The organism is Streptococcus infantis, from assembly GCF_047464155.1.
In the GTDB taxonomy this organism is placed as follows: domain Bacteria; phylum Bacillota; class Bacilli; order Lactobacillales; family Streptococcaceae; genus Streptococcus; species Streptococcus infantis_U.
This window is the reverse complement of the sequence record NZ_JASHCL010000001.1, coordinates 689,339-706,587: the sequence shown is the minus strand read 5'-3', so window position 1 is coordinate 706,587 and position 17,249 is coordinate 689,339. Positions and strand designations below refer to the sequence as shown.

Genomic DNA, 17,249 nt, shown 5'->3' with positions numbered 1-17,249 from the left:
CAACTAAACAAGTGCGGTTTGACTTTTCCCTATGAGTTACGGTACAATGGAAAAAATAAAGAAAAGAAGTGATCAAGCATGTTACCAGCTTATATGAAAATCCACGACCAAATCAAGAAAGACATTGACGAGGGAAGTTGGAAAATTGGAGAAAGACTTCCTAGTGAACGAGATTTAGCAGAAGAATTTGCCGTTAGCCGCATGACCCTGCGTCAAGCAATCTCTCTTTTGGTTGAAGAAGGGGTTTTGGAACGACGTGTAGGTAGTGGGACCTTTGTTTCAAGCACACGTGTTCAGGAAAGAATGCGTGGAACAACCAGTTTCACCGAGATTGTGAAAGCTCAAGGGAAAACTCCGTCTAGTCACTTGATTTCTTATCGTCGAACCATTCCAAATGAGCAAGAAGTGGCTAAACTTGGTTTACTGCCAACTGATAACATCATTCGTATGGAGCGTGTTCGCTATGCCGACAAAGTCCCTGTTGTCTATGAAGTGGCGTCGATTCCTGAGAAATTTATCAAAAATTTCAAAAAAGAAGAAGTAACCAAGCACTTCTTTCAAACCTTGCAAGAACATGGTTATCGAATCGGTAAGTCTCATCAGACCATCTATGCTCGACTAGCCAAAGAAAAGATAGCTCATTACTTAGAAGTTGAAAAAGGGCATGCTATTTTAGGATTGACTCAGGTTTCTTACTTTGATGACGGAACGGCTTTTGAGTATGTAAAGAGTCAATACGTCGGAGAACGGTTTGAATTTTATCTAGAAAATAATTAGTTTATAACATCCCTCTTGAAGTAGGAAATCCCTCTTACTTTAAGAGTTTTTAATTTGCTTCAGATTAGAAAATATTTTCCTATGAAGAAAAATAGTAATCATACGAGTATTTTTCAAAGTTTCGTGTTATAATAGTTAGGTTATATGGTCCCGATAAGGTGGTGGGATTGATTGTAAATACTCTTCCTACCAGTTCTTTGTAACTCTATAACGAATATTTTTTAAGGGGGGACATTTTTATGTCAGAACGTAAATTATTCACGTCTGAATCTGTATCTGAGGGGCATCCAGATAAGATTGCAGACCAAATTTCAGATGCTATCTTGGATGCTATTTTAGAGCAAGATCCAGAAGCACACGTGGCTGCTGAAACAGCTGTTTATACTGGTTCCGTACATGTTTTCGGTGAAATTTCAACAAATGCTTATGTCGATATTAACCGAGTAGTTCGTGATACCATTGCAGAGATTGGTTATACCAATACTGAGTACGGTTTTTCTGCGGAGACGGTTGGAGTTCACCCATCTTTGGTAGAACAATCTCCTGATATTGCCCAAGGGGTTAATGAAGCCTTGGAAGTTCGTGGAAACGCAGATCAAGATCCACTTGACTTGATTGGAGCTGGAGACCAAGGTCTCATGTTTGGTTTTGCGGTGGATGAAACAGAAGAACTCATGCCATTGCCAATTTCACTCAGTCACAAATTGGTTCGTCGTTTAGCAGAGCTTCGTAAGTCTGGTGAGATTAGCTATCTTCGTCCAGATGCCAAATCACAGGTCACTGTTGAGTATGATGAAAATGACCGTCCAGTGCGCGTGGATACAGTTGTTATTTCAACCCAACATGATCCAGAAGTGAAAAATGAGCAAATCCATGAAGATGTGATTAACAAGGTTATCAAAGAAGTCATTCCAGCTTCTTACCTAGATGATGAGACTAAATACTTTATCAATCCAACAGGTCGTTTCGTTATCGGAGGACCTCAAGGAGATTCAGGTTTGACTGGTCGTAAAATCATCGTGGATACCTATGGTGGTTATTCACGTCACGGTGGTGGTGCCTTCTCTGGTAAGGATGCGACTAAGGTGGACCGTTCTGCTTCTTATGCAGCTCGCTACATTGCTAAAAACATTGTTGCTGCAGGTCTTGCTAAGAAAGCTGAAGTGCAATTGGCTTACGCAATTGGGGTGGCTCATCCAGTATCTGTTCGTATCGATACCTTCGGTACGGGAACAGTCGCTGAAAGCAAATTAGAAGCAGCAGCGCGTCAAATCTTTGACCTTCGCCCAGCAGGAATCATCCAAATGCTGGATCTCAAACGTCCCATCTACCGTCAAACAGCGGCCTATGGACATATGGGGCGTACAGATATTGATCTTCCATGGGAACGCTTGGACAAGGTAGAAGCCTTGAAAGAAGCTGTTAAGTAACATAAAAAAAGATTGGTCTAAGGACCAATCTTTTTTAGTTTATAATTACTTATCTAGTATTTTTACAAAAGCCCAGTTTCCAATTGACTTTGTTCCGTAGTCTAATATCATGGAATCCAGTAATTCATACTTGTTTTTTTCATAGAAACACACATTTTTCTCAGTGCTGGTGATTAAGCCTAGACGTTTGCAACCTTTGGCTTTAAGATAGGGTTCAACACCTTCTTGTAGGAATTCACTCCCGATTCCTTGGTTTTGGATTGAAGCGTTGACTCCTAACATCATCAAATACCAATCAAAGTTCCCAGATTTTTTCAAATGTTGTTCAGAGCGATCGACTAAATCAAGATATTTCAAGAGATTGCGGGGGGTAATAAAGCGGAAAAGCTTGATAATCCCATTCAACAAATAAGATAAGATGGAAAAATCCTTTTGTTGTAGAAGTGCGATAGCCAGGATTTCCCCATCTCGTTCAGCGACTAGACAGGTCTCTCCTTTGATGTAGAGTCTGGTCAAAAGGCTATATAACAATTCTAAGAATGCTGGGTAATATTCTGGTTTCTTTAAATCATCTTTGATAAGAGTCATGAAAGGGTAGTCCATAAAGGCTCCAGCCAATACTTTCCCGATTTTTTGGTGTTCATCTAGCCTGGCTTCTCTATATACTATTTCTTTCATATCATACTCCTTCATTTTCTCTCTCTAACTATTATAACGAAATTTCTCTCATTTTTCGATTAAAATGTGAAAAATTCACAAAAAAGCTTTAACTACAATAATTTTTTGAAGACATAAACAAGAAAAGGTATTAAAAAACCCCGCAGTTTTATCTGTAGGGTAGATTAATTCTATTTTGTAGGAATTGAAATTTCAATCAATTTATCAGAATAGAGGGTTTTGATATTTGCTTCATCAACAGCTTGTTTATCAATTTTACGATTTAAAAAGAATTCTTGGATTTTCTCAATTTCTTTTTCACGGATTGCACGATGTTTATTGGAAATGAGGATTTCGTAATGAAGCGGAGCCTGAGTAAAAATAACATCTGTATTTCCCGCAGAATAAACCTCTACAAGCGTTGCGTCAGTGCTTTCTAGCTGACTTTTAACAAGTTGCGAGTGTGAATTTGTAGTATTGATAAGCTTCATAGGGTTTCCTCCTGTATTTCTATGTCTATTATAGCACTTTTTGAGAAATTTGGTAAAGATAGTTTAAATTTGATGTTGTTTTTTCCAAGCTTTGATTGCCCATTTGTGACTTCCACGTTTTAAGTTAGTAATAGCTTCATCGACTGGGAACCAAGCTAGATGATTGAAGTCTTCGAGAGGTTTTTGAATTTCTTGGTAAGAAGTGGCTTCGTAGAGATAGGCTGGATTGTAGTAGTAGGTATCACGATGGCTGGAATAGAAATATTCATCCGCTTGTCCGTAGTAGGTGCCAATTTCAGCTGTAAATCCTAATTCTTCAATCAATTCTCGCTTGAGAGCTTCAAGGTGGTTTTCACCTTCTTCAATTTCTCCCCCTGGTAAGAACCATGCACCATTTGGAGCTTGTACGAGGATAATCTTTTCATGGTTTGCATCTGGTATGACTGCATAAACGCCATATCTATTTTTGTAGGTTACTCCCTCTTTTTTGTCTCCAAATGTTGGATTTGCCATAAATTTCTCCTTCGTGAGTGCGCTTTCTTTCTATAATAGTAAAGAATGCTCTCACTGTCAAGCAAGAACATTCTTTTGTATGTGAGGAACTAGTAGTTTGACTCGACCGTTTCCGTTTTATTTTTGGACTTAATCACGATTTTACCTTTACTTGTCATGACTGCCTTGAGGTCTTTTTCACTTGGATTTTCAAGGTAGTAGTCTGTAATGGCATCTTCGATATAGTCTTGGATGGTACGACGGAGTGGACGAGCTCCCATTTTTGGATCGTAACCAAGGTCTACAAGTTTTTCTTTAACCTTATTTGTTACATCTAAATGGATGTTATTACTTGAGAGACGTTTATTCACATCGTCCAACATAAGGTCAACGATTTGAAGGAGATTTTCCTTGCTGAGGGCTTTAAATTCGATAATACCATCAAAGCGGTTCATGAATTCTGGGCTAAAGAAGTTGCCTAATTCTCCAAGGACAGAGTTGGTACGGCCTTCTCGAGTAGCACCAAATCCGACGCTTGCTTCAGCTTTTCCTGTACCTGCATTTGAGGTCATGATTATGATGGCGTCTTTAAAGCTAACGGTACGACCTTGCCCATCCGTTAAACGACCATCATCCAATACTTGAAGGAACATATGCATAACATCTGGATGGGCTTTTTCAACTTCATCTAGGAGGATCAGTGAGTATGGATTACGACGGACCTTTTCAGTCAATTGACCAGCTTCATCATAGCCAACATAACCTGGAGGAGCACCGACCAGTTTAGCAACACTGTGTTTTTCCATGTATTCACTCATATCAAAGCGAATCATGCTGTCAGCAGAGCCAAAGAGTTCGATAGCTAGTTGTTTAGAAAGTTCTGTTTTACCGACTCCAGTAGGACCAACAAAGAGGAAGCTACCAATTGGACGGTTTGGAGTGCCTAGACCAACACGATTACGACGAATTGCCTTGGCAATCTTATCAACTGCATCATCTTGACCAATGACATGAGCCTTGAGGTCGTCTGCTAGATTGATAAGTTGAGACTGTTCTTTTTCTTTCAAATCACCAACCGGAATATTGGTCTTTTGTTCAATGATGTGTTCAATCGTCTTTTCACTGATGATTGGAGTATCCTGATCCGTTACCTTGGTCTTTTGCATTTCCTTATATTTAGCAATCTGGTCACGGAAGTAGGCTGCTTTTTCAAAGTCTTCATCGCGGGTTGCTTGTGCCTTGAGATTTTCCGCTTCGATTAAACGTTGGTCGATGACCTTTGGATCCACAAAATTTAAGGTTAAGTTCATTTTAGAACCAGCTTCATCTAGGAGGTCAATGGCCTTATCCGGCAAGAAACGATCTTGGATGTAGCGATTAGATAGAGTAGCAGCTGCTTCGATAGCTCCCTCAGTATAATGAACATGATGGTAATCTTCGTATTTCTTTTGAATACCTTTCAGGATAATAATGGTTTCTTCAACAGTTGGTTCATCAACCTTGACTGGCTGCATACGACGTTCAAGGGCTGCATCCTTTTCGATGATGCGGTATTCATTGAGGGTAGTAGCACCCACTAACTGAAGTTCGCCACGAGATAGGGCTGGTTTGAGGATGTTTCCTGCATCCATATTTCCATCTCCAGCAGAACCAGCACCGACAATTTCGTGAATTTCGTCGATAAAGAGGATGACATCTTTGCGCTCACGGATTTCTTCCATGAGTTTTTGCATGCGCTCTTCGAACTGGCCTCGGATACCTGTACCTTGAACAAGACTCACGACATCTAGGCGGATGACTTCTTTCCCTTGAAGTTTGTGGGGAACATCACCGTCTACAATTTTCTGTGCTAAGCCTTCGACAACTGCTGTCTTACCAACACCAGGCTCCCCAATCAGTACTGGGTTGTTTTTAGTTCTGCGGTTGAGGATTTCAATGACACGGATGATTTCTTCGTCACGGCCGATAACTGGGTCGACATTTCCACGACGGGCAATCTCAGTTATATTGATACCATACTCATCCAAGAGGCCCTTTTCTTGGCTAGGAGGAGGTGTTTGAGCTGGTCCACGATTTTGAGAACCATAACCCCCATTACCACCGTATCCGCCACCTGACTGGGTTGGAGGAACATTATTATTAGAAGAAGGTCTAAAGTTGTTCAGGTCGTTAAAGAAGTCTCCAAATGGATCAAAATCACGATTGTTTAAATCTGTAATGCCTTTGAACAAGCTATTGTTAGGATCTGTTTTGATAATTTTGTAGCAATTTTGGCAAAGATCGATTTGCTTTTGTTGCCCATTAAGATTAGTGTAAAGATGGATCGTTGAGTCATTGATTTTACAATTTTGACAGAGCATACCTCTACCTCGTTTCTTTCTTGGCTTTGACTAAAATAGAAAGGTCAAAAATAGTCAAAGTTCTTTAGTCTCATTATATCATGATTAAAGGGGAAAGCAAGCAAAAAGATTGCTTGTTACAATTAAACATTCCAGGCAATTCTTACTAGACTTTAGTGATAAAAATAAAAATCCCATTTGTCATGCAAAAAGGATTTTCATTGGTCAAAGCAGGAGTATTCTCCAGCCCATATTCAACTATTAGTATAAAAGTTCGTAGATTTCCATCGCAATGAGGTCGATGCTATCAAATGTATATGTTTCACGAGCTTCAACGTCACGAAGTGTGAAAAGTGGTCCATTTTCTTCGTCGTGGTTAAAAGCAACCTCTGCGACAACAACTCCTTCGCGCTCAAAGTTACGTTTTAAATTACCACCATCTTTAGTCATTGCTTCTAAGCGATTGATGATTCTAACCAAATGTGATTCCATTTTGATTCTCCTCCATTTCTTATCTTTACTATTTTACCATAAACAGACTCCACTTGACTAGAAAAAAACTAAGATTTCTCGCTATTTCTATCGTCTTTGAAAATTTATTGAAAATATTAGGAGAAAATGTTGAATTTTTATGCAAAATATGTTATACTTATACAAGTTTTGAGTTTAAATATTAAAAATAGAAAGTAGAGTATCCATGAATTTTTCTTTTTTACCGAAATATCTACCGTATTTTAACTATGGTGCCGTTGTAACAATTATCATATCTATCTTGGTGGTCTTCTTGGGGACCATTCTAGGAGTGCTGTTGGCCTTTGCACAACGTTCAAAGATTAAACCACTTACCTGGTTGGCTAATCTATATATCTGGGTCTTCCGTGGGACACCGATGATGGTGCAGATTATGATTGCTTTTGCCCTGATGCATATTAGTGCTCCAACGATTCAAATTGGGATTTTAGATGTTGATCTTACTCGTTTGATCCCAGGGATTATCATTATCTCTATGAATAGTGGTGCCTATGTATCAGAAACTGTTCGTGCTGGGATTAATGCAGTGCCAAAAGGACAACTAGAAGCAGCCTATTCACTAGGTATTCGCCCTAAAAATGCTATGCGCTATGTCATTTTACCACAGGCTATCAAGAATATTTTACCAGCCTTGGGGAATGAGTTTATTACCATTATCAAGGATAGCTCGCTCTTGTCAGCTATCGGGGTTATGGAGTTATGGAATGGAGCTACTACAGTGTCAACAACCACATATCTACCATTGACTCCACTTCTATTTGCAGCTTTTTACTACTTAATTATGACATCTATCTTGACAGTAGCCTTGAAAGCTTTTGAAAATCGTATGGGACAAGGAGATAAAAAATAATGACTGAAACACTTATAAAAATCGAAAACCTTCATAAAAGCTTTGGAAAAAATGAAGTTTTAAAAGGGATTGATCTTGAAATCAAAAAAGGGGAAGTAGTGGTCATTATTGGACCATCTGGTAGCGGTAAGTCAACCCTCCTTCGCTCGATGAATCTCCTTGAAGAAGCTACAAAAGGAAAGGTTATCTTTGAGGGTGTTGACATTACGGATAAGAAAAATGACCTTTTTGCCATGCGCGAAAAGATGGGAATGGTTTTCCAACAGTTCAATCTCTTCCCGAATATGACAGTCATGGATAACATTACACTTTCTCCGATTAAGACTAAGGGAGAAAGTAAGGAAGTGGCTGAGAAGAGAGCGCTTGAGCTCTTGGAAAAGGTTGGGTTGCCAGATAAGGCAAATGCCTATCCACAAAGCTTGTCGGGCGGGCAACAACAGCGTATCGCTATTGCGCGTGGTCTTGCTATGGAGCCAGATGTTTTGCTATTTGATGAACCAACTTCTGCTTTAGACCCAGAAATGGTAGGAGAAGTACTAGCAGTTATGCAAGAACTTGCCAAGTCAGGTATGACCATGGTCATCGTAACACATGAGATGGGCTTTGCACGTGAAGTAGCAGACCGTGTCATCTTTATGGCTGACGGTGTAGTTGTCGAGGATGGAAGTCCAGAGCAAATTTTTGACCAAACACAAGAACAAAGAACCAAGGATTTCTTGAGTAAGGTTTTGTAAAATATCGTTTATTAGAAAAGCTCCAAGGGAGCTTTTTTACTTGGTCTTGAAACATTAATTTCGAAGTTCCATCTCTGTAAGTAGAATAGGAAAATATGTATACTTCTATAGTCACAAAGATATTATTTAAAAACTATTGATAGATTAAAGTGAACAAAATATTGTGAATCAGGATTTTGAATATCTATCGGATGCAGTTTGTTCTTAGTTGTATTGAAGCATAGAATGATTTATAATTAAATCAAGGTTAAGGGAGGGCAGGAAGTCACATGACTGAGACAACTTTAAACGCAATTAAGAACAAATCATTAATGGAGCTTGATGGGCTGGTTGGTTTACCAAATGGAGTCAAGCCAGAACCTATAACGTATAACCTTGGAAAAATAAATGAATATCTTAAAAAAACAGGTAAAGAATTTAAAGAGCTTAGTGACTCTGAACTTAAACTATTTGAAATTTAATCCCTTAGAATAATCTAAGGGCTTTTTCTTATAGTCTCAGACTATAGGGTATCTTAGGTAAGAAGTGTTAGAATGCAGAACGATTTTTTGTTATAATAGAGGATATTTGTTAGAAAAGAGAAAATACATGACACAGATTATTGATGGGAAGGCTTTAGCAGCCAAGCTACAGGGACAGTTGGCTGAAAAAACAGCCAAATTAAAGGAAGAGACAGGTTTGGTTCCTGGTTTGGTGGTTATTTTAGTGGGAGAAAATCCAGCCAGTCAGGTTTACGTTCGTAACAAGGAACGTTCAGCAATAGCTGCAGGCTTCCAAAGTGAAGTTGTACGTGTTCCGGAAACCATTACTCAAGAAGAATTATTGGAGTTGATTGCCAAATACAACCAAGATCCAGCATGGCATGGAATCTTAGTCCAGTTGCCATTGCCAAAACACATCGATGAAGAGGCAGTTTTATTGGCTATTGACCCTGAAAAGGATGTAGATGGTTTTCATCCGCTCAACATGGGGCGTCTTTGGTCTGGTCACCCAGTGATGATTCCTTCAACTCCAGCAGGGATTATGGAGATGTTTCATGAGTATGGGATTGACTTAGAAGGTAAAAATGCAGTAGTTATTGGTCGTTCAAATATCGTTGGAAAACCAATGGCCCAGTTGCTGTTGGCTAAAAATGCAACTGTAACCTTGACCCACTCTCGCACTCACAATCTAGCCCAAATAGCTTCTAGAGCTGATATTCTTGTAGTAGCAATCGGTCGTGCTAAGTTCGTGACTACTGATTTTGTCAAATCTGGGGCAGTTGTCATTGATGTGGGGATGAACAGAGATGAAAATGGCAAACTCTGTGGAGATGTTGACTACGATTCTGTAGCCCCAGTCGCTAGCCATATTACACCTGTACCTGGTGGAGTAGGACCTATGACCATTACCATGCTGATGGAGCAGACTTATCAGGCTGCTTTAAGAACGCTGGATAAAGATTAATCTCGAGTACAATCATTAATAGGTATTTAAAGAGCAAGTTCTAAAAAGGGCTTGCTTTTTTTTGCTCGATTTCTACTAAAATTCCAGTAAAACTTCTACAAATTATTGAAAAAGTTCTACTATTTTGATATATTAAAAACATCAATATGTATATGCAAAAATAAGTAAGCGTCTAGAGGGAGGTTTATTTTTTGAAGAAAAATGTAATCGCTTACTATAACTTAGAAAGGAACCATAATGGATAAGAGATTTTTTGAAAAACGGTGTCATTTTAGTATTCGTAAGTTTGCAATTGGTGCGGTTTCAGTTATGATTGGAGCTAGTATTTTTGGTCTTCAGGTAGCGCAAGCAGCTGAAACTGAAACGTCAAGTACCAGTGAAGAAACAATTCATCAAGTTCAACCTTTAGATAAACTTCCAGATGATCTAGCTGCAGCCATTGCAAAAGCTGAGCAAAATGGCCCACAAGATAAGGCTACTGAAAAAGAAGAAAATGATGCGGTTGAACCCGCAAAACCAGCAACGGAAGAAAAAGAGCCTGAGGTAACAAGTCCTAAGGAAGAAAAGAAAGCGGAAGTAGTTAGTCCTAAGGAAGATAAAGCTGAAAAACCAGCAACTGCAGTGGATGAAAAAGCGCCTACAGTTTCAGAAGCTAGTTCTGAAAAGCCAGCAGTTTTGGAAGAACATGCTACTGAAGCTAATCAGAATAAACCAGTAACTAGTGATAAAGTTAAGGAAGAAAATACTTCTGCAACAGCATTACCTCAAGTCACTAAGGAGAAAGAAAAAGAAGACCAACTTTTACAGGAAAGAAAACAAAATTTCAACAAAGACTGGTACTTTAAATTAAATTCTCAGGGTGATTTTTCTAAGAAAGATGTAGATGTTCATGATTGGTCTAAGTTGAACCTTCCTCATGACTGGAGTATTTATTTTGATTTTGATCATAAGTCTCCTGCCCGAAATGAAGGTGGCCAATTAAACGGGGGTACTGCTTGGTATCGTAAGACTTTCACTGTAGATGAAGCTGCAAAGGGCAAAGATGTTCGTATCAATTTTGATGGAGTTTACATGGACTCTAAGGTCTATGTCAATGGTAAATTTGTAGGCCATTATCCTAGTGGTTACAATCATTTTTCATACGACATCACTGAATTTTTAACTAAAGATGGTAGTGAAAATACCATTGCTGTCCAAGTTACCAATAAACAGCCAAGTAGTCGTTGGTATTCAGGAAGTGGTATCTATCGTGATGTGACGCTGAGCTATCGTGAAAAGGTACAAGTGGCTGAAAATGGAAATCATATTACAACTCCAAAATTAGCTGAACAAAAAGATGGCAATGTTGAAACACAAATCCAAAGCAAGATTAAAAACACTGCCAAAACTCTAGCCAAGGTATTTGTAGAGCAACAGATTTTCACCAAGGAAGGTAAGGCTGTTTCAGATTTAGTTCGTTCTGTAACTAAGAATTTGTCAGGAAATGAGACAGCAGACTTTAAGCAAACAATTTTGGTTAACAAGCCAACCCTCTGGACAACAAAAAGTTACCATCCTCAGCTCTATGTTCTAAAAACAAAGGTTTACAATGAAGGTCAGCTAGTTGATGTAACAGAAGATACTTTTGGTTATCGTTATTTCAACTGGACAGCCAAGGATGGCTTCTCTCTTAACGGTGAGAGAATGAAATTCCATGGGGTTAGTATTCACCATGACAATGGAGCCTTGGGAGCAGAAGAAAACTACAAGGCAACCTATCGTAAATTAAAACTCCTGAAAGATATGGGAGTTAACTCTATCCGTACAACCCATAACCCAGCAAGTCCACAGTTGCTCGACGCTGCAGCAAATCTAGGACTTTTGGTCCAAGAAGAAGCCTTTGATACTTGGTATCGTGGCAAGAAAACGTATGACTATGGACGTTTCTTTGACCAAGATGCAACTCACCCAGAAGCTAAGAAGGGTGAAAAATGGTCTGATTTTGACCTCAGAACCATGGTCGAACGAGATAAAAATAATCCATCCATCGTCATGTGGTCACTCGGTAACGAAGTGGATGAAGCAGATGGTGGTGAGCGCTCTTTAGAAACAGCTAAGCGCTTGAAAGCTGTCATCAAAGCTATCGATACAGAACGCTATGTAACCATGGGTGAAAATAAATTCAGTAGTCGGTCTACAGGAGAGTTCTTAAAATTGGCAGCAATCATGGATGCTGTCGGTATGAACTATGGGGAACGGAACTATGATGCTGTTCGTAAAGCTCATCCAGATTGGTTAATCTACGGTTCAGAAACTTCTTCAGCAACTCGAACTCGTGATTCCTACTTTGACCCTGCTCATTTACTCAGTCATGACAATCGTCGTAATCGTCATTATGAACAATCTGACTATGGAAATGACCGTGTTGGATGGGGTAGAACAGCTACTGAGTCTTGGACTTTCGACCGTGATCGTGCCGGATATGCAGGTCAGTTCATCTGGACTGGTTTTGACTATATCGGTGAACCAACACCTTGGCATAACCAGGACAATACACCAGTGAAAAGCTCATTCTTCGGTATTATCGATACGGCTGGTTTGCCTAAGAATGATTTCTATCTCTACCGTAGTGAATGGTATAGTGCCAAAGAAAAACCAACCGTTCGTATCATGCCTCACTGGAATTGGACAGATGAGACACTTAGAGAACGCAATATGCTGGTCAATGGCAAGGTTCCTGTACGGACCTTCTCAAACGCTGCTAGTGTAGAATTATTGTTGAACAACCAGACTCTCGGCAAGAAAGAATTCACCAAGAAAACCACTGCGGATGGTCGACCTTATCATGAAGGTGCTAACCCTGGTGAATTGTATCTTGAGTGGTTGGTGGAATATAAACCAGGCACCTTGACTGCTATTGCTCGTGATGAAAATGGTAAAGAAATTGCGCGTGATAGTGTAACAACAGCAGGAGAACCTGCTAGAGTTCGCCTCACTAAGGAAGAACATGTTATTACTGCAGACGGTAAAGATTTGTCTTACATCCATTATGAAATTGTTGATGAAGATGGCAATGTTGTGCCAACTGCAAATAATCTTGTTCATTTCAATCTTCATGGGCAAGGGCAAATCGTTGGTGTGGACAATGGAGAACAAGCTAGTCGTGAACGCTACAAAGCTCAGAAAGATGGTACATGGCAAAGAAAAGCCTTCAATGGTAAAGGTGTTGTCATTGTAAAATCTACTGAAAAAGAAGGGAAATTCACCTTATATGCGGATTCTGCAGGTTTAGCTTCTGATCAAGCAACAGTGACAACCGTTTCAGGCAAGAAAGAAAATCGCCACTTTGTCTCTTTTGCCCCTGTAAAGGCAACTACTGATGTCAGTGAAAATCCTAAATTGCCAGAAACTGTGACAGCTATTTATAGCGATGGTAGTGTCGAAGAAAAAACAGTGACTTGGGATATTCCAGACAATCTCCGTGCAAGTGCTGGTGCGAAAAAAGTCCTAGGTAGTGTGGAAGGTATCGAATCCAAGGCTGAAGCCCTTGTTAAAGTTATTGCCCTTGATAAGTGGTTACCTAAAGTTGCAACCGTTCCTGTTGGTACAAGCGTAGAAGATTTGGATAAGACTGTGACAGCTGTTTTATCAGACGGGAACTTAGTTGATGCGGATGTTGTTTCTTGGACCTTGAAAGATCCATCTGCCTTGACCAAAGAAGGTGGACGTACTGAAGCAACTGGTAAATTAGTAGGTAATGACTATGAGGTGAAAGCGACCTTTATCGCAAGTAATCAGGAAACCGAAAGCACTGTTACAGGTCTCACTGTTGGTGACAAGGCTCTTGCTGACTTTGAATCTGGAAAGACCTATTACCGAGTAACCCTTCCTTACAGTGCTGAGATTCCAAGTGTGGGTGCACAAACTACTGGCTACCAAGTAACAGTTCAACAGGCTTCGGCTGCTAATGATTATCAGGCTTCTGTGTTCTTGAGTAACCAAAAGGGTGATTTGGTTCAAACTTATTTGATTCAATTCGTGAAGGAAGCCCCTGACTTGACACGCTTGGAAGTAAGTGTAGAAGGTAAAGAAAATGCAACAGAAGATCAAGTCCTCCCTTATCATGTCATTGGACATTACGAAGATGGTTCGCAGAGTGAATTTTCAGCATCAGATATTCACTTGGATGCTAGCTCTACTGATGGTGGACATCTTGAAGTAAACGGACAGAACTTGCTTCTTTATAAGAAAGGTAGTGTAACCCTCACTCCTCGTATTGACAATCAATCTGATAAGACACAATCTGTAGCCACTGTAGTGGTCATCAAAGAAAATAAAGCAGAAAAGAAAATTGTTAAGCTTCATCCTGTTTCAATCTCTACAGATATCAATCAGCAACCAAATTTGCCTGATCAAATCGGAGCAGAATTTGACCAAGGTTTGCCTCGTAAGGTAGCTGTAACTTGGGACAAGGTAGATGCAAAAGAACTCTCTAGCTATCATAGCTTTACCCTTAAAGGTCATGTAGAAGGTACAGACATTGAAGCTACTGCAAATGTGACTGTTGAAGGTTTGCAGGTCGCAGAAGAAATCAGTCTCACTCTTCCTAAAGGTGAAACTGTTCAATTGCCAGCTAATGTACGCGCCTACCATTCTAATGGAACAACTGTTTATAAAGATGTCGTTTGGGACAAGGTTCCAGCCAACTTTAGCCAAACTGAAGGAATCTTTGAAATCAAAGGTCAATTGGTTGGAAGTCATTTGACTACCAAGGCTCATGTGCGTGTTTCCAGTCAAGTTGTTGCAGGAAATAATATTTCGAAACAATGGACAGGTTCTCAATTGCCAGCAGCTATCGTATCCAATACTGGTGGGGATGATTCGGCGAATACTTTGAACGACTTGACAGTTTCAAGAGCTAATACAGATGTCAAGAATCGATGGACTACATGGCAAACAGGCACAGATGATGATTGGGCATCTATCTTGTTTGGTAATTCAGGAGATTTAACCAAACGCTTTGTCGATAATCTCTCAGTTGATTTCTACACAGATGGTGCAATCGGACTTCCAAAAGAATATGTCATCGAATACTATGTTGGTCAAGAAATTCCAGATCTGCCAACTGATGTCAATCATGCTCAAGGAGATGCCAAGCATCCATTTAACAATGCCGCCAACTGGAAAGAAGTTGAACATCTCAAAGCACCAGGACAATTATCCGCAAGCCAAACTAACCACTTTACGTTTGACAAGGTTGAGACCTATGCAGTTCGTATTCGCATGAAGAAAGCAAATGGAACTGCCGGTGTCGGTTTGACTGAAATTACAATCCTAGGAAATAAGGTTCCAAGTGCTACAAGTTCAGACATTACGATCAAAGTAGATGGTCAAAAGCTTGAGCATTTCAATCCGTCTAAGACAGACTACCATATTGCTCAAACTAGTAAAGAAATCACTGCAACAGCTAGCAACAATGGTGTAGTAACGATTGTCCCTGCCACAAGTTCAACAGGAGCAACTCGTCTCATTTTGAAGGCAGAAGACGGAACCATCTTGAAAGAATACCGTATCTTCCGCGATGGCGAAAAAGAATCTACACAACCAGCAGCTGCAGAAAATGGTGCTGTGACATTAAATGTTGGTGATAAGCTTCAACTACCTACAGAAGTGACAGTCTATTATCCATCACAAACAGATTGGACGACAGATAAACTAGCCGTAGAATGGGATGCAGTCCCTGAACATGCGACAGACCAAGAAGGCACCTTTGAAGTGCTTGGTCATATTCTAGGAACAGACTTGACAACTAAGATGCAAGTAACAGTTCTTGCAAGAGGAAATCAAGTTATCTCAGAGAATGCAAGCAATAATGCGACTGACTCTAAAGCCTTTGCCTCTACCACAAACGATACCCAGGCCGCTTCTAATGATAGAATCTTCTATATCAACGATGGTCGATTTAATGAAGATGGACGTTGGACCAACTGGTCTCGTACTCCAAAAGACCAAGAGGTATCTGTAGGAGTACTCTTTAAGAAGAATGGTCAGATTACACCTCAATCGGTTGGAAAAGTAGCCATTCAGTTCTTCAAAGACAGTGGTACAGATGCACCAGCGACAATGGTACTCGAAAGATATGTTGGACCAACATATTCTGAACCAAGCACTATTTCACGTTATGAGGAAAATGCGGATCATCCGTTTAACAAGGCAGAAAATTGGCAAGAAATTCCTTATAAGGCATCTAGCGCAATCGAGGCTGGTAAACCAATCGAATTTACCTTTGATCCAATACAGACAACCGCTATTCGCGCACGTATGACTCGCAAATCAACCACTAATGGCCTCGCAATGGTTGAGTTTAGTGCTTATTCTCCAGCTAAAGCAAGTGATTCAGAAACACCTGCAGTGACTATTTCAGTTGCTGGAAAAGCATTGGAAAACTTTGATCCTACTGTTTCAGAATATCGATTGACTTCAAATGGAGCGAAACCAAAAGTGACTGTCCAAACAAGTGGTCATGCTGTAGCGACTGTCGTTGAGTCAAGCCAAGACAATCTTCCAACACTTGTTCGACTTCTTGCTAAAGATGGTAGTCTCGTTAAAGAATATCGTCTATACTTCCAAGCTGGTTCTGAAGCTAGTCATGCAGTATATGATCAAGCTCTTGTCTTAGATCGTCCAAGTCTGGAAGTTGAGAAATCTGTCATTCCATTTAAGGAAATTATTCGTGAGAATAGTGATTTAGCTAAAGATGAACGTCGTATCGTATCAGAAGGCAAAAATGGAGAAAAAGTAGACTATGTCGAAGTTTTAGGAACAAGTCGTAAAATTGTTCACACTGAAACAAGTGATGCAAAAGATCAAATTGTTGAAGTAGGAGTAAAAGCACTTGTTACAAGTAGCAAGGGTGATGAGCCGGCTCCTGTTCTTGAAATTCCAGAATACACAGCCCCTATTGGAACTGTAGGTGAGGATCCTGCCCCAGTAGTAGAAGTCCCAGAATATAGCGGCTTTATCGGTACTGCAGGTGACCAAGCAGCCCCAATCGTTGAAGTTCCAGAGTTCAAGGGTGGAGTTAATTGGGTCGAAGCCGCTAAAAATGAAGTTCCAGAGTTCAAGGGCGGAGTTAATTGGGTCGAAGTCGCTAAAAATGAAGTGCCTGAATTCAAGGGTGGAGTCAATGCTGTGCAAGCAGATAAGAACGAGCTCCCAGAATACACAGGTCCTTTAGGTACCTCAGGGAATCAAGCAGCTCCAACAATCGACAAACCTGTTGCCGATATTCGAGGTTTATCTGATAAACCTTCAGAAACTCAGGCTTCTGCTAAACAGACCCAGGGTTCACAAGTCCTTGAAAATACTTCAGGGAAAGCAGACTCAGCAAGACTTCCAGAAACTGGTGAAAGTCAATCTGATACAGCAATTTTCCTAGCAGGTCTCAGTCTAGCCTTATCAGCAGCATTCCTAAATGGGAAACGCAAGGAAGAATAATGACTCATAGCTCATTATTCTTAAAA

12 protein-coding genes are annotated in these 17,249 nt (G+C 40.1%); 7 read left to right on the top strand and 5 right to left on the bottom strand.

The features are described 5' to 3' along the window. Positions 1-78: 78 nt before the first annotated feature. Together QM810_RS03435 and metK are read left to right on the top strand one after the other, a co-directional pair. Positions 79-777 (top strand): GntR family transcriptional regulator, encoded by a 699-nt coding sequence (locus QM810_RS03435; protein ID WP_024054207.1) that lies wholly within the window; start codon positions 79-81, stop codon positions 775-777. Between the two features lie 239 nt (positions 778-1,016). Further along, positions 1,017-2,207 carry a methionine adenosyltransferase gene (gene metK, locus QM810_RS03430; protein ID WP_414253861.1) on the top strand — a complete coding sequence of 397 codons (1,191 nt, stop codon included), beginning with the start codon at positions 1,017-1,019 and terminating at the stop codon, positions 2,205-2,207. Between the two features lie 45 nt (positions 2,208-2,252). Here metK and QM810_RS03425 read toward each other — a convergent pair whose 3' ends face one another. From QM810_RS03425 to QM810_RS03405, 5 genes are all read right to left on the bottom strand, one after another. Further along, positions 2,253-2,885: a GNAT family N-acetyltransferase gene (locus QM810_RS03425; RefSeq protein ID WP_414253860.1), complete on the bottom strand. Its 633-nt coding sequence runs from the start codon at positions 2,883-2,885 to the stop codon at positions 2,253-2,255. Positions 2,886-3,055: 170 nt separating this feature from the next. Next, positions 3,056-3,355: a DUF1827 family protein gene (locus tag QM810_RS03420; protein ID WP_178894750.1), complete on the bottom strand. Its 300-nt coding sequence runs from the start codon at positions 3,353-3,355 to the stop codon at positions 3,056-3,058. A gap of 63 nt (positions 3,356-3,418) precedes the next feature. Continuing rightward, positions 3,419-3,868: an NUDIX hydrolase gene (locus tag QM810_RS03415; RefSeq protein WP_414253859.1), complete on the bottom strand. Its 450-nt coding sequence runs from the start codon at positions 3,866-3,868 to the stop codon at positions 3,419-3,421. Positions 3,869-3,957: 89 nt separating this feature from the next. Then, a complete protein-coding gene (locus QM810_RS03410; RefSeq protein WP_414253858.1) occupies positions 3,958-6,207 on the bottom strand; it encodes an AAA family ATPase in 2,250 nt (749 codons plus the stop codon). A gap of 240 nt (positions 6,208-6,447) precedes the next feature. Continuing rightward, complete coding sequence (locus tag QM810_RS03405) at positions 6,448-6,678, bottom strand: DUF1797 family protein (RefSeq protein WP_004253825.1); 231 nt, start codon at positions 6,676-6,678, stop codon at positions 6,448-6,450. Between the two features lie 205 nt (positions 6,679-6,883). Between QM810_RS03405 and QM810_RS03400 the strand changes: the two genes are divergently transcribed. The 5 genes from QM810_RS03400 to QM810_RS03380 all read left to right on the top strand — a co-directional run bounded on the left by QM810_RS03400 (position 6,884) and on the right by QM810_RS03380 (position 17,223). Further along, a complete protein-coding gene (locus QM810_RS03400) occupies positions 6,884-7,567 on the top strand; it encodes an amino acid ABC transporter permease (protein ID WP_414253857.1) in 684 nt (227 codons plus the stop codon). Then, positions 7,567-8,301, top strand: a complete 735-nt coding sequence (locus QM810_RS03395) for an amino acid ABC transporter ATP-binding protein (RefSeq protein ID WP_414253856.1) — start codon at positions 7,567-7,569, stop codon at positions 8,299-8,301. Before QM810_RS03400 ends, QM810_RS03395 begins: the two co-directional genes overlap by 1 nt. Positions 8,302-8,570: 269 nt before the next feature. Next, on the top strand, positions 8,571-8,762 hold the full coding sequence (locus QM810_RS03390) for a hypothetical protein (protein WP_414253855.1): 192 nt from the start codon (positions 8,571-8,573) through the stop codon (positions 8,760-8,762). Between the two features lie 127 nt (positions 8,763-8,889). Continuing rightward, complete coding sequence (locus QM810_RS03385) at positions 8,890-9,747, top strand: bifunctional methylenetetrahydrofolate dehydrogenase/methenyltetrahydrofolate cyclohydrolase (protein ID WP_302851386.1); 858 nt, start codon at positions 8,890-8,892, stop codon at positions 9,745-9,747. Between the two features lie 237 nt (positions 9,748-9,984). Further along, on the top strand, positions 9,985-17,223 hold the full coding sequence (locus QM810_RS03380) for an SIALI-17 repeat-containing surface protein (RefSeq protein ID WP_414253854.1): 7,239 nt from the start codon (positions 9,985-9,987) through the stop codon (positions 17,221-17,223). The last annotated feature ends 26 nt before the right edge of the window (positions 17,224-17,249 follow it).

Excerpts from the sequence above, each read along its gene's own strand:
- QM810_RS03435 (WP_024054207.1), top strand. The coding sequence starts at position 79 with ATGTTACCAGCTTATATGAAAATCCACGACCAAATCAAGAAAGACATT.
- metK (WP_414253861.1), top strand. The coding sequence starts at position 1,017 with ATGTCAGAACGTAAATTATTCACGTCTGAATCTGTATCTGAGGGGCAT.
- QM810_RS03425 (WP_414253860.1), bottom strand. The coding sequence starts at position 2,885 with ATGAAAGAAATAGTATATAGAGAAGCCAGGCTAGATGAACACCAAAAA.
- QM810_RS03420 (WP_178894750.1), bottom strand. The coding sequence starts at position 3,355 with ATGAAGCTTATCAATACTACAAATTCACACTCGCAACTTGTTAAAAGT.
- QM810_RS03415 (WP_414253859.1), bottom strand. The coding sequence starts at position 3,868 with ATGGCAAATCCAACATTTGGAGACAAAAAAGAGGGAGTAACCTACAAA.
- QM810_RS03410 (WP_414253858.1), bottom strand. The coding sequence starts at position 6,207 with ATGCTCTGTCAAAATTGTAAAATCAATGACTCAACGATCCATCTTTAC.
- QM810_RS03405 (WP_004253825.1), bottom strand. The coding sequence starts at position 6,678 with ATGGAATCACATTTGGTTAGAATCATCAATCGCTTAGAAGCAATGACT.
- QM810_RS03400 (WP_414253857.1), top strand. The coding sequence starts at position 6,884 with ATGAATTTTTCTTTTTTACCGAAATATCTACCGTATTTTAACTATGGT.
- QM810_RS03395 (WP_414253856.1), top strand. The coding sequence starts at position 7,567 with ATGACTGAAACACTTATAAAAATCGAAAACCTTCATAAAAGCTTTGGA.
- QM810_RS03390 (WP_414253855.1), top strand. The coding sequence starts at position 8,571 with ATGACTGAGACAACTTTAAACGCAATTAAGAACAAATCATTAATGGAG.
- QM810_RS03385 (WP_302851386.1), top strand. The coding sequence starts at position 8,890 with ATGACACAGATTATTGATGGGAAGGCTTTAGCAGCCAAGCTACAGGGA.
- QM810_RS03380 (WP_414253854.1), top strand. The coding sequence starts at position 9,985 with ATGGATAAGAGATTTTTTGAAAAACGGTGTCATTTTAGTATTCGTAAG.